General features: G+C 66.9%; 21 protein-coding genes and 2 pseudogenes. 6 read left to right on the top strand and 17 right to left on the bottom strand.

Annotated elements, in window-relative coordinates; all coding sequences use genetic code 11:
• From ACFXN1_RS15425 to ACFXN1_RS15355, 15 genes and pseudogenes are all read right to left on the bottom strand, one after another.
• Nucleotides 1–186: pseudogene (locus ACFXN1_RS15425) on the bottom strand (SDR family NAD(P)-dependent oxidoreductase); the annotation flags it as partial.
• 83 nt (nucleotides 187–269) lie between these two features.
• Complete coding sequence (locus ACFXN1_RS15420; protein WP_379439371.1) at nucleotides 270–1,463, bottom strand: acetyl-CoA acetyltransferase; 1,194 nt, start codon at nucleotides 1,461–1,463, stop codon at nucleotides 270–272.
• Nucleotides 1,460–2,896 (bottom strand): OB-fold domain-containing protein, encoded by a 1,437-nt coding sequence (locus ACFXN1_RS15415; protein ID WP_379439416.1) that lies wholly within the window; start codon nucleotides 2,894–2,896, stop codon nucleotides 1,460–1,462. Before ACFXN1_RS15415 ends, ACFXN1_RS15420 begins: the two co-directional genes overlap by 4 nt.
• Nucleotides 2,897–2,910: 14 nt before the next feature.
• The gene (locus ACFXN1_RS15410; RefSeq protein ID WP_379439370.1) at nucleotides 2,911–4,116 is read right to left on the bottom strand and encodes an acetyl-CoA C-acetyltransferase; all 1,206 of its coding nucleotides are present in this window, start codon (nucleotides 4,114–4,116) and stop codon (nucleotides 2,911–2,913) included.
• The gene (locus ACFXN1_RS15405) at nucleotides 4,113–5,384 is read right to left on the bottom strand and encodes an acetyl-CoA hydrolase/transferase family protein (RefSeq protein WP_379399116.1); all 1,272 of its coding nucleotides are present in this window, start codon (nucleotides 5,382–5,384) and stop codon (nucleotides 4,113–4,115) included. The genes ACFXN1_RS15410 and ACFXN1_RS15405 overlap by 4 nt, the downstream gene beginning before the upstream one ends.
• Nucleotides 5,381–5,629: a hypothetical protein gene (locus tag ACFXN1_RS15400; protein WP_379399117.1), complete on the bottom strand. Its 249-nt coding sequence runs from the start codon at nucleotides 5,627–5,629 to the stop codon at nucleotides 5,381–5,383. Before ACFXN1_RS15400 ends, ACFXN1_RS15405 begins: the two co-directional genes overlap by 4 nt.
• A 10-nt stretch (nucleotides 5,630–5,639) precedes the next feature.
• The gene (locus ACFXN1_RS15395) at nucleotides 5,640–6,122 is read right to left on the bottom strand and encodes an aromatic-ring-hydroxylating dioxygenase subunit beta (protein WP_379399118.1); all 483 of its coding nucleotides are present in this window, start codon (nucleotides 6,120–6,122) and stop codon (nucleotides 5,640–5,642) included.
• Complete coding sequence (locus tag ACFXN1_RS15390) at nucleotides 6,119–7,396, bottom strand: Rieske 2Fe-2S domain-containing protein (protein WP_379439369.1); 1,278 nt, start codon at nucleotides 7,394–7,396, stop codon at nucleotides 6,119–6,121. Before ACFXN1_RS15390 ends, ACFXN1_RS15395 begins: the two co-directional genes overlap by 4 nt.
• A 2-nt stretch (nucleotides 7,397–7,398) precedes the next feature.
• The gene (locus ACFXN1_RS15385) at nucleotides 7,399–9,123 is read right to left on the bottom strand and encodes a class I adenylate-forming enzyme family protein (RefSeq protein WP_379439368.1); all 1,725 of its coding nucleotides are present in this window, start codon (nucleotides 9,121–9,123) and stop codon (nucleotides 7,399–7,401) included.
• A gap of 70 nt (nucleotides 9,124–9,193) precedes the next feature.
• On the bottom strand, nucleotides 9,194–10,807 hold the full coding sequence (locus ACFXN1_RS15380) for a class I adenylate-forming enzyme family protein (protein ID WP_379439367.1): 1,614 nt from the start codon (nucleotides 10,805–10,807) through the stop codon (nucleotides 9,194–9,196).
• On the bottom strand, nucleotides 10,804–11,577 hold the full coding sequence (locus ACFXN1_RS15375) for an enoyl-CoA hydratase/isomerase family protein (RefSeq protein WP_379399122.1): 774 nt from the start codon (nucleotides 11,575–11,577) through the stop codon (nucleotides 10,804–10,806). Before ACFXN1_RS15375 ends, ACFXN1_RS15380 begins: the two co-directional genes overlap by 4 nt.
• Nucleotides 11,578–11,582: 5 nt before the next feature.
• Nucleotides 11,583–12,392 (bottom strand): enoyl-CoA hydratase/isomerase family protein, encoded by an 810-nt coding sequence (locus ACFXN1_RS15370; protein WP_379399123.1) that lies wholly within the window; start codon nucleotides 12,390–12,392, stop codon nucleotides 11,583–11,585.
• Nucleotides 12,389–13,162, bottom strand: coding sequence for an enoyl-CoA hydratase/isomerase family protein (locus ACFXN1_RS15365; RefSeq protein WP_379399124.1), 774 nt, complete (start codon nucleotides 13,160–13,162; stop codon nucleotides 12,389–12,391). Before ACFXN1_RS15365 ends, ACFXN1_RS15370 begins: the two co-directional genes overlap by 4 nt.
• A complete protein-coding gene (gene fabG, locus ACFXN1_RS15360; RefSeq protein ID WP_379439366.1) occupies nucleotides 13,159–13,899 on the bottom strand; it encodes a 3-oxoacyl-ACP reductase FabG in 741 nt (246 codons plus the stop codon). The genes ACFXN1_RS15365 and fabG overlap by 4 nt, the downstream gene beginning before the upstream one ends.
• Nucleotides 13,896–14,348: a MaoC family dehydratase gene (locus tag ACFXN1_RS15355; RefSeq protein ID WP_379439365.1), complete on the bottom strand. Its 453-nt coding sequence runs from the start codon at nucleotides 14,346–14,348 to the stop codon at nucleotides 13,896–13,898. The genes fabG and ACFXN1_RS15355 overlap by 4 nt, the downstream gene beginning before the upstream one ends.
• Before the next feature lie 114 nt (nucleotides 14,349–14,462).
• Between ACFXN1_RS15355 and ACFXN1_RS15350 the strand changes: the two genes are divergently transcribed.
• From ACFXN1_RS15350 to ACFXN1_RS15340, 3 genes are all read left to right on the top strand, one after another.
• Nucleotides 14,463–15,365: an alpha/beta fold hydrolase gene (locus ACFXN1_RS15350; RefSeq protein ID WP_379399127.1), complete on the top strand. Its 903-nt coding sequence runs from the start codon at nucleotides 14,463–14,465 to the stop codon at nucleotides 15,363–15,365.
• A gap of 198 nt (nucleotides 15,366–15,563) precedes the next feature.
• The gene (locus ACFXN1_RS15345; RefSeq protein WP_379439364.1) at nucleotides 15,564–16,547 is read left to right on the top strand and encodes a lytic murein transglycosylase; all 984 of its coding nucleotides are present in this window, start codon (nucleotides 15,564–15,566) and stop codon (nucleotides 16,545–16,547) included.
• Nucleotides 16,548–16,664: 117 nt separating this feature from the next.
• Nucleotides 16,665–20,207 carry a protein kinase gene (locus tag ACFXN1_RS15340; RefSeq protein ID WP_379439363.1) on the top strand — a complete coding sequence of 1,181 codons (3,543 nt, stop codon included), beginning with the start codon at nucleotides 16,665–16,667 and terminating at the stop codon, nucleotides 20,205–20,207.
• A gap of 48 nt (nucleotides 20,208–20,255) precedes the next feature.
• Here ACFXN1_RS15340 and ACFXN1_RS15335 read toward each other — a convergent pair.
• A pseudogene (locus ACFXN1_RS15335) lies at nucleotides 20,256–20,780 on the bottom strand (ABC transporter ATP-binding protein); the annotation flags it as partial.
• Nucleotides 20,781–21,071: 291 nt separating this feature from the next.
• Between ACFXN1_RS15335 and ACFXN1_RS15330 the strand changes: the two are divergent.
• On the top strand, nucleotides 21,072–21,344 hold the full coding sequence (locus ACFXN1_RS15330) for a TetR/AcrR family transcriptional regulator (RefSeq protein ID WP_379439415.1): 273 nt from the start codon (nucleotides 21,072–21,074) through the stop codon (nucleotides 21,342–21,344).
• Nucleotides 21,332–21,649: a hypothetical protein gene (locus ACFXN1_RS15325; protein ID WP_379439362.1), complete on the top strand. Its 318-nt coding sequence runs from the start codon at nucleotides 21,332–21,334 to the stop codon at nucleotides 21,647–21,649. The genes ACFXN1_RS15330 and ACFXN1_RS15325 overlap by 13 nt, the downstream gene beginning before the upstream one ends.
• A 37-nt stretch (nucleotides 21,650–21,686) precedes the next feature.
• On the opposite strand, the gene ACFXN1_RS15320 is transcribed toward ACFXN1_RS15325, so the two are convergent.
• A complete protein-coding gene (locus ACFXN1_RS15320; protein ID WP_379439361.1) occupies nucleotides 21,687–21,866 on the bottom strand; it encodes a hypothetical protein in 180 nt (59 codons plus the stop codon).
• A 63-nt stretch (nucleotides 21,867–21,929) separates the two neighbouring features.
• On the opposite strand from ACFXN1_RS15320, the gene ACFXN1_RS15315 reads away from it, so the two are divergent.
• On the top strand, nucleotides 21,930–22,356 hold a 427-nt coding region (locus ACFXN1_RS15315; protein WP_379463617.1), incomplete at its 3' end, for an MMPL family transporter.

Genomic DNA, 22,356 nt, shown 5'->3' with positions numbered 1-22,356 from the left:
TGCCGCCCGGATCTCCCCTACCACACTGTCGGCCATCGAGGTACCGGCGCCGGAGCCATCACGGGCGCCGCCCAGGTCGTTCACCACGACCCGCGCGCCGTGCGCGGCGAGCAGCAGCGCGTATTCGCGACCGAGGCCACCCCCGGCTCCCGTCACGATGATGACCCGATCTTCGACTCCTGGCATGTGGTCTTCTCCTCGATCCAGAATAATTGAATTGAGATTAAATTAAATATCGGCCGGGCGTCAAGGTGTCCGACTCGAGTCGATCAGCCGATCTGCGGGCCCACCACCGAGACGAAGGAAACGCAGCTACCCGGTCGGCCACCGAGGTTGTGCGTCACTGCGAGGTGCGGGTCGCGCAGCTGCCGCTCCCCCGCCTGACCCCGAAACTGCAGCCAGCACTCGTACAGCATGCGAAGGCCGCTGGCGCCGACCGGATGGCCGAAGGACTTGAGCCCGCCGTCGGGGTTGATCGGCAATCGCCCGCCGAGTTCGAACGCGCCGTCGAGGATGTCGCGCCAGGCTTTGCCGCGCTCCGAGAAACCAAAGTCCTCCATCAGGACCAGTTCGGTGGGGGTGAAGCAATCGTGGACCTCGGCGAAGGAGATCTCGCGGTGCGGATCGCGAATGCCCGCCTGCGCGAACGCATCCCGCGCGCTGGCCACAACCTCGGGGAACGTGGTGAAGTCATAGCCCGGATCCGCGGCACCGCGCGCCGGGCCGGCCGCCAGCGACAGCCCCTTCACATACAGCGGGGTGTCGGTGTAGTCGAGCGCGGCCTCGGCGCGCACGATGAGTGCGGCGGCGGCCCCGTCGGATACGCCGGAGCAATCGAAGATCCCCAATCGCCCGGCAACCTTCGGCGCCGCCTCGATCTTCTCTTTCGTGACACCGGATTTGAACTGCGCCTTGGTGTTTCGAGCGCCGTTGGCGTGGTTCTTCCACGCGACGTGCGTCATCGCGGCTCGCATATCGGCCGGATCCACGCCATAGCGCGCACAATAAGCAGGGTCCAGCAGCGAGAATGCGGCCGGCGCGGTGAGACCGAGCTCGGCCGCGGTGCCATCACCGGGAGGGTCCGCGCGTAGCAGACCGGAGAACCCGGAATCCTTCAGCTTCTCGACACCGATCGCCATCGCGACGTCGTACGCGCCGGAGGCGACCGCATAGCAGGCGTTTCGGAATGCCTCCGACCCTGTCGCACAGTAATTCTCGACCCGGGTGACAGGTTTGTAGTCGATGCCGAGTGCTTTGCTGAGCGTCATGCCCGACTGTCCCGAACCGAGGGTGCCCAGCCAGTAGGCATCGACCTCGGCCCGTGAGATCGCCGGAGTGGTGTCGAACGCCTCGTGCGCGGCATCGATCAGCAGGTCCTCCGCCGACCGGCCCCAGTGCTCGCCGAACGCGGTGCACCCCATGCCGACGATGGCCACTCGGTCGCGGATTCCGTTACTGCTCATACCATTTCCTTCGCAGGACGATGCTGTTCTTCCGTCATCGGGAGATGCTCTTCGCTGAGAACGCGGGCTTTCCAGAAGTAGTTGTGCACCCCGCCCGCGGTGAACAGCTTGCGGAATGCAAGACCGACCCGGGTGCCGACGGCGAGCTCATCCGGCAACGCATCTGCGATCTCGAGCGTGTACCGGCCGCCGCCGTCGAAATCGACCACCGCCTCGATCAGCGGCGGCGAGGGCGTGAAGGCGAGCCGGTCGACCGTGTACGTCGCCACGGTTCCCGCGGCGGTAGCAACCGGCCGGGCCTCCATGCGGTCCACCGCACCGCACTGCCGACAGACCCGCATCGGCGGCAGATGCACGAAACCACATGCCGTACAGACAGTTCCGGTGAACGAGAACTTCCATCCGGCCGCCCGCGCACTGGGTGGCCCGGCGGGCCGGTCGGGCTCGGGCCGGCGCGGCGGTTCCCGGTCCAGCCAGCCGCGCCAGGTGAGGTAGGTCGGGTAGGAGACATCGAGGCCGTCGCCGAGCTGTGCACGCACGGGCCGAGCCTGTCGAACCTGCGCGAGCCGGTCCGTGCTGCGCAGCAGGACGGCGTCGCACCCGTCGGCCGCGGACAGCACCAGAATCGTCTCGCCGGAGGCCGCCCGGTCCAGTGCGTCGGCCAGGCCCACGCCGAAATCCGCGGCGCCCGCGTGCCCGAGGGGCGATACCGAGGTCGATATCGCACCGGCGATCAGCCGCGGAGCCTGTTTCGCGACACCGATATTGGGAGATACGACGACCACGTGGTCCGCCTGGCCGAGCCCAGCCTCCGCGAGCACCTGACCGGCGACCTCCTGCAACAACGGCAGGTAGGACTCGGTGCCGAACCGCTCCTCCCATTGACCGCCCGCAGCCGCACCCGGTGTCCGCCACCGGTCCAGAATCTCGATGGACCGGGACTGCTCCCCGATAATCTCCGCGATCGCCCGGTCGGGATCGCCGAACAGCAGCGCCACGGCTCCGTCGCCGCCGAGCTGTTCGTCGCTGGATCCGGGTCGGCCGGTGCGCACATCGGACAGCACGGCGAGACCGCCGGTGGCCGCGGCGGCACGCCAGGCCGCAATGCCCGACCGCGCCGAGCCCGCCATATCGGCGGCGAACGCGGTGCGGGGCATGGCCAGTGCCGCGTGGATGGCGGTCGCATTGGCCTTGTCGAAGTACGCCGGTGAGGTGGTCGCGAAGTACAGCGCCGTGGGTGACTCCGCGGTCCGGCGGAGCACTGCGGCCGCCGCCTCGGCTCCCATGGTCGTGCTGTCCTCGTCGAACGAGGCGACCACGCGAACACCCTGTCCCGGGCCGCCGCCGAGCGCGGTCTTCACGTCCGACAGCCGCAGTCGATATCGCGGCAGATAGGTGGCGTAGCCGATGAGAGCGGTAGTAGTCACGGTGATCCTTTCCTCCTGCTTCAGGGCGCCTCGATGAGCGCGGCCATGCCCTGTCCGCCTCCAATGCACATGGTTTCCAGCGCGAAACGTCCACCCCGGCGACGTAATTCGTGCAGCACGGTGGTGAGTATGCGCACGCCGGTCGCGCCGATCGGATGGCCGAGCGAGATTCCGGACCCATTGACGTTCAGGCGGTCGGCGATCTCGTCGTGCTTGACGCCCCATCCGGCGAGCACGGCCAGCACCTGGCAGGCGAAGGCCTCGTTCACTTCGATCAGGTCGAGGTCTTCGAAGGTGAATCCGGTGCGGGCGAAGAGCTTCGCGACCGCGGGCACCGGTCCGATACCCATGGTCGCCGGTTCGCATCCGGCCGCCGCCCACCCCCGCAGGAACCCCAGCGGCTCGAGCCCGAGTTCGTCCAGCTTGTCCTCGGCGACGATGAGGCAGGCCGCGGCGGCATCGTTCTGCTGGCTGGCGTTGCCCGCGGTCACAGTGCCGCCGGGTATGAGGGGCCGCAGCCTGCTCAGCATTTCGGGCGTCGAATCCGGCCGGATGCCCTCGTCTCGGGCGAATACCACGGGATCGCCCTTGCGCTGCGGGATTTCGACGGTGACGACCTCATCGGCGAACTTCCCGTCCTGCCAAGCCTGTGCGGCGCGACGGTGGCTGCGGGCGGCGAAGGCGTCAGCGTCGTCACGGCTGATGCCGTACTGCTGGGCCAGGTTCTCGGCGGTCTCGATCATTCCGCTGATCGCACCGAATCGCCATTCCGGCTGCGATCTTTCGCGGCCACGGTCGAGCCGGTCGTACATCGCAACATTGCCGGCCCGGTGCCCCCAGCGCATGTCGGTCGTGTAGTGCTCGATATTGCTCATGCTCTCGACGCCCCCGGCGACCACGACGTCGGCCGCGCCGGTCTGCACCATCATGGCGGCCGTGACGACCGCCTGAAGCCCGCCACCGCAGCGCCGATCGGTCTGAAAGCCGGGGACTTCGACCGGTAGCCCGGCGTGCAGCGCGGCCCAGCGGCCGATGCACGGCGCCTCCGAGTTGGCATAGGACTGCGCGAATGCGACGTCGTCGATGCGCGCCGGATCGATGCCGGATCGCCGCACCAGCTCACGCAGGACGGTCGCCGCGAGTTCTTCGGCGGGCATCGACCGCAGGGCGCCTCCGAAGGCGCCGACGGGGGTGCGCAGGGGGCTGACTATCGCAGCTCGTCTCATGCCGGTACTCCAGGCTTGTCGAGGGCCGCTTCGAGCGCGGCACGGTGGTCGGGGTGGGCGATGGCCAGCATCGATTCGCGGCGCTCGCGTAGCGTGCGCCCGCGCAGGTCCGCGATGCCGAATTCGGTGACAATGATTCCGGCGTCGGAGCGGGCGGTACTGGCAGGTCCGTTGAGCGCGGCCACAATCCGGCTCCCTGCACCGGCGGTCGCGGGCAGGGCGACAATGGGCAGCCCGCCTCGTGATCGGGCCGCGCCGCGCAGGAAATCGGCGCCTCCCCCGACCGCTCCGACATAATCGGCGCCCGCGGTTTCGGCATTGATCTGGCCCGACAGGTCCACTTCGATCGCGGAATTGATGGCGACCAGGCGGTCTTGGCCAGCGAGTACCTGGGGATCGTGGGTATAGCGTGTCTCACGTAGTTCGATCGCCGAATTGCCGTCAGCGAAGTCGAACAGCCGTCGACTTCCCATCAGAATCCCCGCGACGGCTCGCCCTGTGTCGATGCTCTTGAACCGGTTGGTGATTGCGCCCTTTTCCATGAGGTCGGCAACCGCATCGTTCAGCAGCCCGGAATGGACACCCAGGTCCAACCGCTCGCCGAGTGCGGCCAGCACCGCCTCCGGAAGCGCGCCGATGCCGAACTGCAGTGTCGCCCGGTCGTCGATCAGCGAGGCAACATTGCGCGCGATCGTCTCGGTCACCGAATCCGTGGTGCGTGGCCGCATTTCCGCCGGGGCCCGGGACGTTCGGACTACGACGTCGAGATCTCGATCGGTGAGGTACCGCAGACCGGCGGTGCGTGGTGCCTGCTCGTTCACTTCCGCGATCACCATGCGTGCGGTGGTCACCGCGGCCGTGATGTAGTCGTGCGCGAATCCGAGGCTGTACCGGCCGAATTCATCGGCCGGCGGCAACTGCAACAGCAGCACATCGACCCGGAGCGGGCCGGTCGTGAGCAGATCGGGCAGCGTCGAATAGTGCGCCGGGATCACATCGAGCACTCCGGCCCGGAACAGGTCCCGGTTCGCACCGCTTCCGCAATACGACACGAACGAGATGTGGTCGGCGTGCTCAGGGCGCACGGTCCGCGTCGCCGGAATCCCGAGAAAGCAACGGAACGAACCGATCTCGGCACGCTGCCGCATCAATTGCCCGGTCAACGTGAGCGGTTCGGCACAAGCCTGCCCCCAGGCGACCATATCGCCTGCTCGGATGTAGCGGCCCAGATCCAATCGTTCCGGGTCGATGTACTGCGTGCACCTCACCGGTCTTCGCGCCACCTGTCGGCGGACGGATCCAGCAGCTGCAGCAGATTGCCTTCCGGCAGCCAGATGATGGTCTCCACCTCGAGCGCGTCCAGGAAGCGCACCCGCCCGGTGCGGTGATCCTCCAAGCGCAGGCGCGGACCGTTGCCTTCATGGTCGACCGAGACCGAGACCTCGGCAAACTCGCTACCCACCACCGCAGTGGCGTGCGGCCCGGTGACTACCCCGGCGTCGTTGTCGGACATCGCAGACTCCTCAGATCAGGAATGCCATGGTCGGGATCGGACGGTCGGCGTCGACGAGGTTGACCTTCTTGTAGGCCAGCCGGATCTCGCCATCGACCACTCGCAGGCGGTAGGTGTAGCGCCCTGCCCACAGCCGAGTGCCGCGCTCCTTCGACTCGGCGGCAAGGAAATTCGCGCCGACGACGGTGTCGCCGTTCTCCACGCCGAGCACCTCCACATTGGAGATGAGGCGGCGCAGGTTCGACGGCGGCGACTGTGCGTACCGTTTGCCGGTGCGCAGCTGCTTGAGCCGGGTCGAGATCCGGCTCCGGTTGTCGAAGATGACCGAGACATGGCTCGACGGGTCGGCCGTCTCGTCCGTGGGCACCCAGTAGAGGGCGTCGTCGGTCCACAGCGCTTCCCAGCCGTCGTAGTCGTGCTCGTCGGCCAGGCGCGCTTCCCGGTACAGGAACTGCTCGATCTCGCGGAGATCGAGGCTGGTCGCGGCTGTCACTTCTGCTCCTCCATCAGCTTCTTGTAGTGCGCCCAGAATCCGCGCATACCGGTCTCGTCGGTCGCTCCGCCGATCGTGAGTCCACGCTCGTCGGTCCGCTCCCGGACAAGTCCGCGACGCAGGTCCAGCCATTCGGGCCGCAGTTGCTCGGCACCGATCTGGTTGCGTTCGTACATTTCGGTGTCGTCGGCCAGCAGCATTCCGGCCGGGCCGACCGAGCCGATCGACTGCGACACCATCCGGGTGTTCAATTCTGGCGCGCCCGCCAGCTGCACGGCCGTCGAGAACTGGATGCACTCGTTCACCGAGACCGGCTGGATGTTGAAGACCTGGATCTCGGCGATGAACAGATTCGGGAAGATCATCACGTGCGGCGCGCCCTCGATGAGGATCTGCTCGGCCGCCTCGCCGTGCAGTTCGCGCATCTTCGAAACGTATTCCGGTACCCGCAACTCCGTGGTTCCGAACCAGCGCATCGGCTCGGCGAAGTTCCGGAATTCGGGGCGCAGGTCGTTCTCGCTGTGCCCGTTGCCGAGGTTGCGGGTCACCGCGGTGGAATTGTCGCTGTAGAGCGCGCCGATGGGGCTGCCGGTCACGCTGAAGATGGAGCCGTGCACAAACTGGGGGTGGTATCCGTCGGTTTCGTTCTCCGCCAGGAGTTTCCAGTTCGCCCGGGTGCGATGCTGCAGCCAGCCGGCGGTCAGCTCCACCTTGCCCTCGGGAGACAACCGGGCCAGTCGGTCGATCTCACCGGCGGCATTACCGAGGTGTTCGATCAGGCTGGGGCCGTCCTCGGCGAAGCTACCGAAGACGAAGCCCTGGTAGGAATCGACCCGCGGAACCCGGCCCATCGACAGCTCGAGCTTGCCCTTGCCGCCGTAGCCCTTGTTGTACGGGTACCCGAGCAGCTTGCCGTCATTGCTGTAGGTCCAGCCGTGATACGGGCACCGGAACGCGTTGGCGTTGCCCTTGGCGTCCTCGCAGACCAGGTTGGCGCGATGGGCACAGCGGTTCAGCAGCAGGTGCACCTGACCGTCGCCGTCCCTGGTCATCACGACGTCCTGCGGCCCGAACTTCTTGCGGACGTAATCGCCCGGCTGCGGGACCTCGCTCTCGTGGCCGATGAAAACCCAGGTGCGGTACCAGATTCGCGCGAGCTCGCGGGCGAAGATCCGCGGGTCGGTGTACAGCGATCCGTGCACCCGGTCGGGCTGGATCAGGTAGTCGAGGTCGGGTCGCACGATCGGCGCGGCCTCGGGTTCGGTGGTCGTCACGGTTACTCCTTCTTGTCTCGTTCGTCGGCGGCCGCCGCCAGTTGTCTATGCGCCCAGGCCACCAGCCGGAACTTCTGGACCTTGCCGGTGGGCGTGGTCGGCAGTTCGTCCGCCGTCAGGAACAGGACGTGCTTGGGAACCTTGAAGCGCGCGAGCTTGTCGCGGCACAGCGTTCGCACGCCCGCGGCGTCGATCTCGCCGTCCGGTGCGCGGACGATGCACACGCATCCGGCCTCGCCCCACCGGTCGTCGGGAACCCCGATGGCGAAGACCTGGCTGATGGCCGGGTGCCCGGCGAGCAAATCCTCGATCTCCTTGGGCATCACGAGTTCGCCGCCGCTCTTGTAGAGCTCCTTGCTGCGGCCGACGACCTCCAGATAGCCGTCGGGTCGGACCCGGCCCAGATCTCCGGATCGGAGCCAGCCGTCCTGGAGAGCGGCTGCGGTCTCCTCCGGTTTCCGCCAGAAGCCGGTCATGGTGGTCGGTCCGTGAGATGCCAGCTCCCCCACCGCGTTCGGAGGCAGATCCGCGCCGGTTTCCGGGTCGATCGTCTTGTAGACCGTAAGGGCGTCCGCGCCGGAAACCCCGGCAACGCCCGCCAGCTTCGGCCTGCCGACCGTGTCCGACGTGTAGGACAGGTCGTCCTCGGGCAGCGTCAGCGTCATCGCGCCGCCGCATTCGGTCATGCCGTAGCCGGTGCTGATCTCATCGACCCCCAGTTCGGCCCGCACCCGCTCCCACAACCAGATCGGCGCGGGCGCCGCGCCCGACAGAATGGACCGCAGCGACGACAGGTCGAACTGGCTGCGGCGCGGCTCTTCCAGCAGCGCGACCGACATGGTCGGAACGCACAGGATGTCGGTGGCCCGGTGACGCTGGATACCCTCGAAATAGCGCACCGGATCGAACGCGGTCTGCGGAATGATCGCTCCGCCCACCATCATCGCGGCCAGCAGGCCCTCGACATAACCGAACATGTGATAGCACGGCAGCGAGAACAGGATCCGGCGACCGTCCTCGAAGGCTCGCGTCAAGGCCGACGCGTACGCGGTGCGCAACACCGCGTCGTGCGTGACCAGTACTCCCTTGGGTGATCCGGTGGTTCCCGAGGTGTACAACATGTCGGCGATATCGTCAGGGGCGGCAAGCGATTTCGCCAGACCGCGGGCATGCTCACCGACTTGCGCGAGCGCTTCGACGGTCAGCACCCCCCGACGAGTCCGGCCGTCGGTGGGCAGCTGGACGACACCTTCCAACGCGGGTAGCCCTGACGGGTTGCCCCGCTCCCAACCGGGTGCGATCTGGTCGAGCACGGCCAGGTAGTCGAGCCCGGCGAAGCCGGTCATGGTGATCAGGGCCGAGCACTCGGATTGCGCGAGCACATATCCGAGCTCATCGGGCCGATACAGGTAGTTGAACGGGATGGCCACCGCCCCCGTCTTGGCGATGGCGAATTTCAGCGACACGAACTCCGCGTAGTTCGCCATCAGCAGCCCAACGCGATCGCCATTGCCCACGCCGCCCATGGCCAGGCCGTCAGCGAGCCGATCCGCCCAGTGGGCGATGTCTGCGTAGGTGTAGATCCCGTCGTCGGTGATCACGAACGGCCGATCGGGGAACTGCTCCGCGCAGTGGTCGAGCCAGTCGGCCAGAGTGCGCGGCCGCCACCGGGTGAACCGGTCCCGGAGGTCGGTACGTCGCTGTTCGATGTCCGAGGACATATTCACCTCCTTTTGAATTGAAATTAGATTAACTGAACTTCGCACAGGTCCGCAAGCGCATCCCACGGCAACGAGGTCAGGTCAGCGGACGCAGCACATTCCCGATTATCAGATCGACCAGCTTGAATTTCTGCACCTTGCCCGTAGCAGTGGCGGGCAATTCGGCGGCGACCAGCCAAAGCTGCGGAATCTTGTAGGGTGACAGGTGTTCTCGGCAGTGCGCCACGAGTTCCGAACGCAATCCGTCCCGGGGCTCGGCACGCAGACGCACAACGGCCGCGACTGCTTCTCCCCACTTCTCATGGGGCACGCCGACGACCGCAGCTTCGAGGACGTCCTCATGTGCGACCAGGCAGGATTCGATCTCGGCGGGAGCGATGTTCTCCCCGCCGCGAATGATCAGATCCTTCAGCCGCCCGGTGAGCGTGAGCATTCCGCGTTCGTCCATGCGTCCGAGATCACCGGTGTGCACCCAGCCCTGGGCGTCGACGGTGCGCGCGGTCGCTGCCGGATCGTGCAGGTACTCGATCAGCTGCTGGTGACCGCGGGCACAGATCTCACCGGCGACGCCGAGCGGCTGGATCGCGCCGTCGACCGGATCCACGATCTTGCACTCCACCTGTGGCAGTGGCCGGCCGACCGTATGGACCAGATCATCATGATCGTCGTCTCGCCTAGTCATCGCGAGGACCGGCGCCAGTTCGGTCTGACCGAAGAGATTGTGTATCCGTGCGCCGAACAGTGTTTCGGCGGCTTCGATCAGAGCCCGTGGGACATTCGCCGCGCCGACCAGCACCGTGCGCAGGACCGGCGGATCCGCTTGCGCGCGAGCCGCCTCCACTACCGCCCCGAGCACGGTCGGCACCACGAACAGCAGGTCGGCGTCCTCGGCGCGCATGGCCGTCAAAACCGCAGCGGGCGTGAACTGTTCGATCAGGACCACGGCTCCGCCCAGCCACAGCGGTCCGAGCGTGCCGATCACGCAGGCCGCGGTATGGAACATCGGCAGCGGGTTCACGGCGGCGGAACCACGCGTCGCCTCGGCGGTCTCCATGGTCAGCTTCGCCACATTGACCAGCGAACGATGCCGCAGCAGAACACCTTTCGGCGTTCCGGTGGTGCCGGAGGTGTATTGGAGCATGGCCGGCAGCTCGGGGTCGACCACAAGCAGCGGTTCATCCTCGTGCCCGTCGGACAGCCATCGGTCCCACTCCGACAGACTGATCACCCGGCGCAGCGCTGGACAGTCGGCCCGGGCAGCGGACACCACGGCGGCAAGGTCGTAGTCGCGGCTGCGATCGGCGTGTATCAGCACGACGGAGCGGGAGTGGTTCAGCGCATAGACCAATTCGGCCTGCCGCAGGACCGGATTCAAGGCCACCAGGGTGACTCCGGCCAGCGCGGCACCGAACTGGATGATCGGCCATTCGACGACATTGGGTGCCCACAGGGCCACGAATTCCCCTGGGCGGGTGTGCTTCAGCAGCGCACGTGCCACCCGGGTGGCTTCCTCGTGCAGTTCTCGGTAGGTCAGCCGTCGTTGCGTGCCCGCGCCGTGCGAGTTGCCCACCAGAGCGAGCCGATCACCCATCTCGGCGGCGCGCCGGCCGAGCAGCGTGCCCGCGGTGAGCTCCACAATGGCCGTGGATTCGTCTCGCGGCCACGAGGATTCCAGCAGTACGCCGCTCATCGTCCGCGGAACTCCGGCTTGCGGCGCTCCCGGAACGCGAGCACGCCCTCCTCGAAATCCTCGGTGTCGAACAGGCGGGCTTGGAGTTCGACCTCGCGGTCGAGCACGGTCCAGGGATCGCCCGGCCAACCCGCGAACAAGGATTTGATTCCGGCAATGGCCAGCGGCGGTCCGGCCGCTATGGCCGCGGCGTCGGCCAGTGCCGTATCCAGGGCCGAGCCGGTGTCGGTCAGTTGATCGACCAGACCCAGTTCGTGCGCCTCCATGCCCGAAAGCCGACGCGGCAGCAACATCAGCTGACGTGCTGTCGCGGGGCCGACGCGGGCAGGAAGCGAAGCGAAAATGCCCATGTCCCCGGCCAATCCGACGCCGGTGAAGGTGGTGCTGAAGACGGCGTCGCGCGCGGCGACGACGCGATCGCACGCTATCGCCAGTGACGTCCCGGCTCCGAAGGCATATCCCTCGACCGCGGCGATGACCGGTTTCGGCCCGCCCCAGATGGCTCGGACCACACGTTGTGCGGCCTCGGCTCGCAGCACCGTGCGCTCCGGCGACTGGCGCTCCATCGTCGAGATGTCGCCGCCGGAGCAGAAAGTACCGTTACCGCCGGTCAAGACGATCGCGCGCACGCCGCCGTCGGCCATGGCGGTCTCCAGCACCTCGGCGAGCACGACCCGCAGTTCGAGATCGATGGCATTGCGCTTCTCGGGCCGGTTCAGAGTCACCACCCGCACCGCGCCGTGGTCGGCGGTGAGTACACAGTCGTTCATGCCGCCTACTCCCCGGTGAAGATCGGAGATCGGCGTTCCAGCACCGCCGCCAATCCCTCACGGGCGTCTGCGGTTCCGGACAGCTCGGAAACCACGCGCGCCTCGTGCGGCAGTTGCGCCTCGAGCGTGGCGCCGACGCCGTTCCACAGCAGTCGTTTGGTGGCCGCGAGCGCCTTCGGGGGCGCGGCGGCGAGAGTTCGGGCCAGTCCCCGCGCTTCGTCGAGGACGGCATTGTCCGGCACCACCTTGGTGAGCAGCCCGATCTCCAGTGCTTCGCGCGCGGTCAGCGTCGGATTCGTCAGCAGGATCTCCATGGCCTTGCGCAGTCCGACCAGCTGGGTGAGGGTCACCGAGGCGCCGGCGTCGGGAGCCATACCGACCCGCACGGCGCCGGACATGAATTTCGCCGACTCACCGGCGATCACGAGGTCGGCGGCACACACCAGGCCGAAACCTCCACCCCCGGCGGCGAATCCGTGCACCGCGACGATGACCGGCGGGCGCAGCTGCACCAGAGCGGACACCGCGATCTGGAGCCAGGCTGTCGCCTCGCGCAGATAATCGGGCAGCGCTTCGCCTTTGCTCGCAAAGGTGCGGACGTCACCGCCCGCGCAGAAGTGCGGCCCTTCACCCGACAGGATCAATACGCGCACCGCGGGCTCGCCGTGACAGCGCATGATCGCCGCATGCAGTGCCTGCAGCAGCTCGACATCCATGCCGTTGGCGGCGTCGGGTCGGTTGAGTCGCAACGATGCGACACCGTCCTTGTCGAGGTCCAGCAGTACCGGACCCGAACCGATCAATACCTCGGTCACGACCGAACTCCTTTGCCCTGTGTGAAAGTCGAGATTCCCGCTCCCGCGGAGTCACCGGCCACATGCCCGATGACGGTGTCGAGCTCCATGGCCAGGCCGTCTTCCAGCGGCAACCGGAGTCCCTGATAGACCAACCGCTTGATACCGGCGAGGGCAGCACGTTCCACCCCGGCGAGCCGGGTAACAAACGTCCGCACACCGTCTTCGAATTCCTCAGGCGCGAAACTGCGGTAGGCCAGACCCCATTGTTCGGCCTGGGTTCCGGAAAGCCGCTCGCCGCTGAGGATGTGGCCCAGCGCACGCTGTCTGCCGACCAGCCGTGGCAGGCGCTGTGAACCACCCCCGCCGGGAATCTGCCCGAAGTTCGCGTGGTTGTCGGCCAGCTTCGCGTCCGATCGCACGAGTGCGACATCGCATGCCTGCATGAGCTCGAAACCCCCTGCCATGGCATAGCCTTCGACGACCGCCACCACCGGCACGGGCAGCTCGGCGATGGCGGCGCACGCCCGGCCGAAGTTCTCGAACAGCGGCCGCAGCGCCGCCGCTCCCTCGGCGCGCAGCCGCTCGAGCTCGTGGAAATCGCCGCCCACGGAGAAGTTGCCGCCCGCTCCGCGGACGACGATGACGTTCACCTCTGCGGCCAGCGCCCGCAGGGCGCGTTCGAGCTGAGCACCGAGATCGACCGTGATGGCGTTCATGGCCTCGGCCCGATCGAGAGTGGCATATCCGACGACGCCCTCGACCCGTGTAGTTACGACTGTGCCGGTCACATCAACCGCCCACCGCTGACTTCCAGCACCGCCCCTGTCATATAGCTGGACAGATCCGAGGCCAGGAACAGCACCGCTCCGGCGACCTCGCTGGGCAGGCCCGCTCGCTTCATGGGGATACCGGCTTCGCGTTCGGCGAAGACCTCCGGCGGCATGGCATCGGTCATCGGCGTCCGGATCAGGCCCGGCTGCACGGCATTGATGCGAACGCCCTTGTGCGCCAGTTCCTTCGCCGCCGCTTTGGTCAATCCGACGATGCCCGCCTTGGCGGCACTGTAGTTGGTCTGGCCCGGGTTGCCCGACTTTCCGGACAGCGACGACATATTGACGATCGAACCGCCCCCGGCCTCGCGCATGACCGCCGATGCCGCGCGCACCCCCAGCCACGTGCCCTTCAAATGCACGTTGATCACGGCGTCGAAATCCTCGGGCCGCATCTTGCGCAGCGATGCGTCGCGGGTGATCCCGGCATTGTTGACGTAGATGTCGAGTGCGCCGAATTCCGCGACAGTCCGTTCGATCACCGCGTCCACCGCGGCCTCATCCGTGACATCGCAGCCGATGGGAAGCACCGAATCACCCAGTGCGGCCGCCGATTCCGCGGCCCTCTCGGCATCGAGATCCACCAGTGCCACATTGGCCCCGTGCGCGCGCAGCAGCCGGGCGATTTCCAGCCCGATGCCCTGCGCAGCTCCGGTCACGACCGCGGTGCGGCCCGCCACCAATCCATCCATCACGCGATGTACCTCACGATCGATTCGACGATGCAGGCCGGCTTCTCGCCGCCCTCGATCTCGATGACCGTGGACAGCGTCGCCTGCACGGCACCCTCCAGCAGGGCCACCTCGGCGATGCGCGATCGGCCGCGCACTTTGGAACCGGCCGGCACCGGCGCGGGGAAGCGAACCTTGTCGAGGCCGTAGTTGACCGCCATCGCGACGTTGTCCACCCGATAGATCTGATGCTGGATCGCCGGCAACAGCGACAGCGTCAGCAGGCCGTGGGCGATGGTGCCGCCGAAGGGGCCGGACGCCGCCTTGTCGACGTCGACGTGGATCCACTGGTGGTCGCCCGTCGCATCCGCGAAGAGCCCGATTCGTTCCTGGTCCACGACGATCCAGTCGCTGACTCCGAGCTCCTCCCCCGCCGCATCGGCAAGCTCGGCTATGCCATCGAAAACCCTCATGCCCGCTCCACATCGTCGTGTATTTTTCGAATCAAACATAAATTAATCAACACGCTAGGTCAACAGCCCCAGCGCCCGACGGGGCGCGCGAAACCAATGGAGCAGAGCACACCCATGACCTCAACCGACACCCCGGCCAGATTCACCTACACCGCCCGCGACGGGCTCGAAATCGTTGCCTACAAATGGATTCCGGCCGCTCCCCCGCGCGGAATCGTGCAGCTGACCCACGGGATGGGCGAGCACGTGCGCCGGTACCACGACCTCGCGATGACGCTCACGGAGGCGGGCTATCTGGTCGCCGGCCAGGATCATCGCGGTCACGGCGCCACCGCCCGGCCCGAGGCCGGTTACGGCACCATCGGCGCCGCGGGATGGGGGGAACTCGTCAACGACATCCACCTGCTGAACGAGCTGCTCCGGGCGCATCATCCCAGCCTGCCGCTGATCCTGATCGCACACAGCATGGGTTCGTTCGCCGCACAGCAGTACCTGCTCGAGCACAGCGCCGAGGTCGATGCCGTGGTGCTCACCGGCACCGGCCTGGTGGATCTGATCGAACCGGTGGTGGATCTCGATCAGCCATTGGACCTCGCGCTCTTCAATGCCCCGTTCGCGCCCGCCCGGACGGATTTCGACTGGCTGTCCCGCGACGAATCCTGCGTGGATGCCTATATCGCGGATCCACAGTGCGGCTTCGGAATCGACGTCGGCGCACTGAAGGCGCTGTTCGCCGCCGGCCGGGCGATCGCCGACCCGCAGCGCATGCATGCCGTGCGGCCCGATCTGCGCCTCTACATCACCGCCGGTGACCAGGATCCGGTCAACGGACAGCTCACCGGGATCCACACCTTGATCGATCGGTATCTCGCCGCCGGCCTGACCGATGTCGCGCTCAGCATCTACCGCGGCGCCCGGCACGAGCTGTACAACGAGATCGATCGAAGGACCGTGATGGCCGACCTGATCGCGTGGATCGATCGCACTTCGACTGCCCCACCCGGCGAAACCCAATAGACCCGAACACCCCGGTGACCGGGCGATCTCCCCATGTTCCGGCGGTAGTCATTGTATATGAACAGTATGTTCAGTTATGCTGTCGGTCACAGCGTATGAACATGATGTATAGCCACCGAATCTGGTGGGTACCGGGAGTTCACAGTGCGGTCGTCTTCGCGAACAAGCAGCACACGAGCCTCGAGCGCGAAGCGCGGCGTGCCGGTCATACTCGCCGTCGCCGGGATGCTCGCCACGAGCTCGGCCGTCGGCCCGTCCCATGCACAGGAGACGCGTCCCCTGCCGGTGTCTCCGGCGGTGCTCGCAGCGCCGCCGGAGACGACCGTCGGCATCGTGCCCGCGAGTGTCGTTCCTTTCCAACCACATTCGGCTCCATCGAGGGACGAACGACCCGTCGCCGCCGATTCCACACGGCAGGACGTCGCGGCCCCGGCCGGTCCCGGCATCCAGGGGATTCCGGAAATCACCCTGGCCGCGTACCGAAACGCCGAGCTCCAGCTCGATCAGCTCGAACCCGGCTGCGGCCTCGATTGGAGCCTGCTCGCCGGGATCGGCCGTATCGAATCCGGTCACGCCGGCGGTGGGAATACCGACGCGAACGGGACGACGCTGTCCCCGATCCTCGGCCCGGCCCTGGATGGTTCGCTCCCGGGCAACGAGATCATCGCCACCGGCAGTGGCGGTTTCGTCCGCGCGATCGGGCCGATGCAGTTTCTACCGAGTACGTGGAGCGCCTACGCCAGCGACGGCAATGGCGACGGCATCGCCGACCCCGACAACGTCTTCGATGCGACACTCGCGGCCGGCAAGTACCTGTGTTCGGGAGGCCTGGACCTGCGCGACCCCGCGCAGCGACTGCGAGCAGTGCTGCGGTACAACAACTCGACCTCCTACGCCGCCAATGTCCTGCATTGGTCGGACGTGTATCGCGGCGGCGGAGACTCCTCTTCCACAGTGCTGCTGGATCTTCCGGCCACGCCGGCACCGAATCCGGTACCCGCGGACCAAGGGCCCGCGCCGACCCGACCGGCCCCGGACCAGCCCGAACAAACACCGGCGCCCGCCCCCGACTACACTGCCCCGGCAACGACGGCTCCGCCGGCGCAGCCGATGATCACCATCCCGGGCCTGCCCCCGATTCCCTGCGTCATCTTCTGCCCGCCGCCCCTGTCCACGCCCTGATGGGCCCGGCCGATGCACACCCGCCTGTCGCCAGGAACGCCCTCGATGTGCCGCCCCTTTGCTGGACGGCCGTCGTATCCTGGACGCACGAACGGCATCGGTATCGAGGACGATGGCATGAATCCTGCCGCCGAAGACCCCTCGAGCACCCAGCGCCAGGCGACCCTCGGGATCGAGGCGGAGCTGGAGGCCGAGGGTTTCGAAGACGCCGAGCTGATCGGTCGGGGCGGCTTCGGTGCGGTATATCGCTGTGTGGAGCGCGCGCTGGAACGGCAGGTAGCCGTGAAGGTGCTGCGCCCGGAATCGGACGGGGCCGACCTCGAACGGTTCCTCCGTGAACAACGCTCCCTGGGACGGCTTTCCGCGCACCCCAATATCGTCACGGTATTGCACGTCGACGTCACCGCGACCGGTAGGCCGTACCTCGTGATGCCGTTCTACCGGCGCGGCTCGCTACAGGATGCGATCGCCGATTCGGGCCCGCTCGATTACGCCGCGGTGCTCCGCCTCGGAGTCAAACTGGCCGGGGCGTTGGAAACCGCGCACCGCGCGGGAATCCTGCACCGGGACGTCAAGCCGGGCAACGTGCTGCTCACCGACTACGGCCAACCGGAGCTGTGCGACTTCGGGATTGCGCACATGGCCGACGGCGCTTTCGAGACCGGATCGGGTGAGATCACCGGATCCCCGGCCTTCACCGCACCCGAGGTGCTGTTCGGGCAGCCGTCGACGGTTCGGTCCGATATCTACAGCCTGGGTGCGACATTGTTCAGCGCCTACACCGGTCATGCCGCCTTCGAGCGGCGGGAGGGCGAGGATGTTGTCGCCCAATTCATCCGGATCAGCCGGCACCCGGCGATTCCGGTGGAGGACCTCCCCGAGGACCTCGGCCGGCTGATCTCCGACGCGATGGCGAGGCAGCCCGAGGATCGTCCGGCCTCGGCTCGGCAGTTCGGGGATGAGTTACGAGAGTTACAGCGCCACAACGGATTTACCGTCGACGAAATGAGCATCCCCGACTCCTCCCCGGAGTTGAACGGGGCCCGCTCGCGCGACGGCGGCGGATCGCGGCGAGCGGTCCGCCGACCGCGTCACGACATGCCGGCGCTGGTCACCCCGAACACCAGGTTCCGGCCTCCGCATCCGCCGGAGCACCTGATTCGGCGGCCACGCCTGGGCGCGCTGCTGCGACCGGGCGAGCGCCCGCGCCTGATCCTGATACACGCGCCCGCGGGATTCGGAAAGAGCAGCGTCGCAACCCAATTGGCGGAGCAACTCTTCCACGACGGAGCGCAGGTGGCGTGGCTGACGACCGATACCGACGACAACAATGTCGTCACCTTCTGCGCCCACGTGCTCGAGGCGTTGCGGCGCACGGATCCGTCGCTCGGCGGCGAACTGAGCCTGGCGCTCGAGGAAGCCGGAAGCCGAGCCGAGCGCTTCGTGCTCACGTCGCTGATCAACGAACTCCACGAACGCAAACACCATGTGGCCCTGGTGATCGACGACTGGCACCAGGTGACCAGCGAATCCAGCCGCGCCGCTTTGCGCTTCCTGCTCGAACGGGGCTGCCATCACCTGCAGCTGATCGTGACCACCCGAACCAGGGCCGGTCTTCCGCTCAGCGCGTTGCGCGTGCACAACGAACTGGTCGAGATCGATTCCACCGCACTGCGTTTCACGGCGGAGGAAACTGGCGCATTCCTGGCGCGCTGCGATGGGATCGACCTGGCATCGGCCGACATCGAGCGACTGACCGAATCCACCGAGGGCTGGATCGCTGCACTGCAGCTCGCCGCGCTGTCACTGCGACAGCACGGGCGATCGGCAGAACTACTCCACGAGATCTCCGGTCGCCACCACGCACTGGGCGAATTCCTGGCCGAGAACGTCCTGGACTCCCTGGACCCGGCGCTGGTCGACTTCATGATGGGCACCTCGATCACCCGCCGGATCTGCGGAGACCTGGCGACCGCATTGACCGGAACCGATCGCGGCCAAGCTCTGCTGGAGAGTGTCGAAGAACGCAATCTGTTTCTGCGCCGAGTCGACGAGAGCGGGGAATGGTTCCGCTACCACTACCTCTTCGCCGACTACCTCCAGCGTCGGCTGGAAAGGGACCGCCCCGAACGCCTGCCGGTGCTCCACGCGGCCGCTGCCGCGTGGTTCAGCGAACACCAGATGGTGCAGGACGCGGTCACCCATGCGCTGGCCGCCGGCAACGACCGATGGGCCGCCGAACTGGTGGAAGAGGCCGGTATCGCCCTGCTCGAGCAGGGCCAGATGGCGACCATACTCGCGCTTACCGATCTGCTGCCGCCGGCGGTTTCCGCGCACCGTCCGCACCTGCTCGTCACGATCAGCCTGGCCAACCTCGGCGTGCGCCGCGACGCCGCCGCCCGCGAAACGCTCGACAGGGCGTATGCGGCGCTCGAATCCGCACAGCTCGACCCGCACGAGACGGCGAAGCTCCGCATCCAATGCCAGGTGATCGAGGGCGTCGCCGCCATGCTGCAGGATCGCAGCGAAGGCATCGCCGACCTGATCGAAACTCCCCTGCGGGATCCGGATTCCTTCGAGCCGTGGTTCGCGGCCGGAGCCGCTGTCATCGCGGCATTCATCGACCTGTCGCACTTCCGATTCGACGCGGTCAAGGCGTGCCGGGAACGCGCGGCCGTCTACTTCGAGACCTCCACCGGGCCACTCACGCAAACCTATGCGTACTGCCTGAGTGCGCTGGCGGCGCGGGAACAACTCGATATCCGCACGGCGGAGTACTACTTACGAAAAGTGATGCAGTTGGCCATGACCGGACGGAGGACGAGCGGTCTGGCGGCCCGGATGGCCGGAGCGCTGCTCGGCGAACTTCGCTACGAGCACAATGACGTGGACGAGGCGAACAGGCTGATCGATGCCGCGCACGAATTCGCCGCCACCGCCGGAACCGTGGATGTCATGATCTCGGTCTATGTCACCGGCGCGAAAGTGAAGGCAGCCCTGGGAGATCACGAGGAGGCGGCCCGGCGTCTCGACGACGGCATGCGGATCGCCGCCGACCTCGATCTGCCACGTTTGGCCGCCGCCATCGAAGGCGAGCGGATCCGGCAGGGTATCGCCCGGGTCGCAGAACCTCCGCCGAGCCTCGGGCCACCCACCGATTCCCTGGCCGAGCCCGGAACCGCCGAGCTGACCCGAGACATCCAGTCGTGCAACCTCATCCGGCGATCGCTCGCGCTGGGCACAGCTCGATCCGTCACCGAGGCCACCACCGTCGCGCGGACGCTGGCAGAAAAACTTGTTGCCCAGCATCGGCCCCACGCGCTCATCACGGCCGAACTGCTGCTGGCCCGCTGCTTGTCGATGTCGGGAGACACACCGGCCGCGCGGCGTCTGGTCGCGGAGGTCGCCGAGGAATGCGGCCGCGTCGGTCTGATCCGGCCCCTACTCGACGAAGGGCCGGAGGTCTGGGACCTCCTCGACACCGGCGTCGCGCCGGTGTCGAGTCATGCGTATGTCTTCGGCGACGCCATCGCGGCGGAGAAAGCCCGCGCGGCGGGCAACGTGAGCCCGGCAGTTCTGCCGAAACGAGGACAGCATGAGCACCAGGACCGTCACCGCCACGACGACGAAGTAGAAGGCATAGAGGATGTAGAGCGTTAGCATCGAAGTCCGCTGATTCTCACTGCTTCACAACATCATTCGCGGAAGTCAGCGCACCACCAGCTCGCCCTGCGGGACATCGTCGAAGCTGTTCGTGATCGCCACCTGCGCCGCGGCCGGCAGCGTGTGCATGACTTCCCGGACGCGATCCTGACGGCGTGTCACGGCCTGCCGGAACGGCATTCCGGGCGTGGCCTGCATCTGCGGAATGATGCCGTCGATGTCCTCGACGCCACCGACGTGGTGACCGGCGTCGACCAGCGCCTGCTCATGCGCCATCTGCGCTTCGTCCTTCTCCTCGCTCATGCCGATCGGACCGATCATGCGACCGTTGAGGAACTGCTTGACGACCGGTTCTTCGGAGGTGAGCAGCACCTCGCGCGGTCCGAACATCACCAGCTGCCGACGGAACAGCATGCCGATGTTGTCGGGAACCGTGCGCGCGAGGTTGATGTTGTGCGTGACGATCAGAAAGGTCGCATCGATCTGGGCATTGATGTCCAGGAACAGCTGGCTGATATAGGTGGTGCGGACCGGATCCAGGCCGGAGTCGGGTTCGTCGACCAGAATGACGACATCACTCCTGCACAGGACGGCAGCGATACCGCGGAAGCCGCGCCGCGCGATCTGATCTCCGCCATCCTGGCCCGAGCATGCGAGCGCGGTTTCTATATCGGGGCGCGGTGCCGCGATCGACGACTCCCCGATCCGGGCGCTGCAGTGGACTCCCTCGTCGAGCTGGCCGCCGTAGCCGCCGGTGCGGATCGCCGACCAGCAAAGCGCCGCGGCCGGAGAAAACCCGCCCCATCGACCCCGATCGACGCGTCCGTCCTCGCCGGATCAGCGGAGACCGACAGCCGAGCCATGGACCATCCCACGGCGGTCGCGATTCTGGACGCGACGGGCACACTGCTCATGGAGCACTCGCTGGAACAGCTCAGCGTGGCAAGGATTCTCGAACAGGCGAACGTGTCCAGGGCGACGTTCTACTTCTACTTCGAGAACAAGGACGACGTCTTCATCGCGCTCTTCGAGCAGATCGCGCACGAGATCACCGGTCGATTCAGCACACTGCTCACCGCGGACCGCAGCGACCGGGCCACGGTCGAATCGGTTGTCGCGCAATGCTCGATCTGAACCCCCGCAGCCTCGGCGTGCTGCGCAGCGCCATCTATGAATGGCCCCGGCGACCGGAGCTGGGTCGCCGCTACCTCGACGCCATGGCCCGCATGACCAACGGCCTCGAAGCGGTCATCACCGCCGACCGCGACAGCGGCCTCGCCCTCCCTGGCCCGCCCGCTCCCCAGCTGGCCACTGTCTTGATGTGGACGCTCGAACGAAGCATCGCCGGATCACTGGCCGAAGAATCCGGCCTGTCGGACACCACGGCGGTGGCCACCTACCTCGGCAAACTGTTGGCGTCGGTCATCTACGGCCGCTGACCAGAGCCGTGAATCGGCAGTAGCCGGATCAGCTGTCTCACATGGGTGGGAGCGCGGTCGCCTGCGTCGGGTTGAGCGCGTCCAGCATGAAACTCAAGTACCGGCGCCGCGCTGTCCTATTCAGCTCGACTGCGCTGAGCGCAGTGATCACCATGGCGAAAACATAAGGCACGTCACGCGGTTCGATGTCGGCCACCCGTTCCGCGACCTCGAGCAAGACGGATCGCGGTAGCGCGTCGTTGTTCGGCAAGAGGCCGCGAAAGGCACGGACAGCCAGACAATTCGGGCAGCCGGTGCACTCGCCGCATCCGGCCCGTCCTCCGATCACGCCACCCCGACTCCGCTGACCGTCAACGGACAGGCCGTCCCGGGTGTCCTCATCTCCCTGGACCGGACCAGCGCCGTACTGCAATTCCAGTTCGACAAGCAGACTTTCGGGCTTCCCACCGACACCATCGACAACACGGTGGCGGCGGCACGCCGAGCCACCGCCGACTACGACATCGCCGTCCTGCCCTCGGCGTCCATGGTCCAGGTGCCGGCCATTGTCGGCGCAGGTGAGGTGGTCGGGGTCGGTCTCGCAGCACTGGCGCTGCTGGTGACCCTGGGCTCGGTGGTCGCGGCCGGACTACCGCTGGTGACCGCACTGACCGGTGTCAGCGTGGGAGTAGGTGGCGCCCTGCTGGTTTCGCATCTGATCTCGTTGC

It is taken from the genome of Nocardia sp. NPDC059154 (assembly GCF_042755705.1).
Lineage (GTDB): Bacteria > Actinomycetota > Actinomycetes > Mycobacteriales > Mycobacteriaceae > Nocardia.
Note: the sequence above shows the minus strand (reverse complement) of the source record. Positions and strands in the feature narration are given on the sequence as shown.

Coding starts and splice junctions, on each gene's coding strand:
- ACFXN1_RS15420 (WP_379439371.1), bottom strand. CDS start 1,463: ATGAGCAGTAACGGAATCCGCGACCGAGTGGCCATCGTCGGCATGGGG.
- ACFXN1_RS15325 (WP_379439362.1), top strand. CDS start 21,332: ATGCTCGATCTGAACCCCCGCAGCCTCGGCGTGCTGCGCAGCGCCATC.
- ACFXN1_RS15350 (WP_379399127.1), top strand. CDS start 14,463: ATGACCTCAACCGACACCCCGGCCAGATTCACCTACACCGCCCGCGAC.
- ACFXN1_RS15340 (WP_379439363.1), top strand. CDS start 16,665: ATGAATCCTGCCGCCGAAGACCCCTCGAGCACCCAGCGCCAGGCGACC.
- ACFXN1_RS15375 (WP_379399122.1), bottom strand. CDS start 11,577: ATGAACGACTGTGTACTCACCGCCGACCACGGCGCGGTGCGGGTGGTG.
- ACFXN1_RS15380 (WP_379439367.1), bottom strand. CDS start 10,807: ATGAGCGGCGTACTGCTGGAATCCTCGTGGCCGCGAGACGAATCCACG.
- ACFXN1_RS15400 (WP_379399117.1), bottom strand. CDS start 5,629: ATGTCCGACAACGACGCCGGGGTAGTCACCGGGCCGCACGCCACTGCG.
- ACFXN1_RS15410 (WP_379439370.1), bottom strand. CDS start 4,116: ATGAGACGAGCTGCGATAGTCAGCCCCCTGCGCACCCCCGTCGGCGCC.
- ACFXN1_RS15330 (WP_379439415.1), top strand. CDS start 21,072: ATGGACCATCCCACGGCGGTCGCGATTCTGGACGCGACGGGCACACTG.
- ACFXN1_RS15355 (WP_379439365.1), bottom strand. CDS start 14,348: ATGAGGGTTTTCGATGGCATAGCCGAGCTTGCCGATGCGGCGGGGGAG.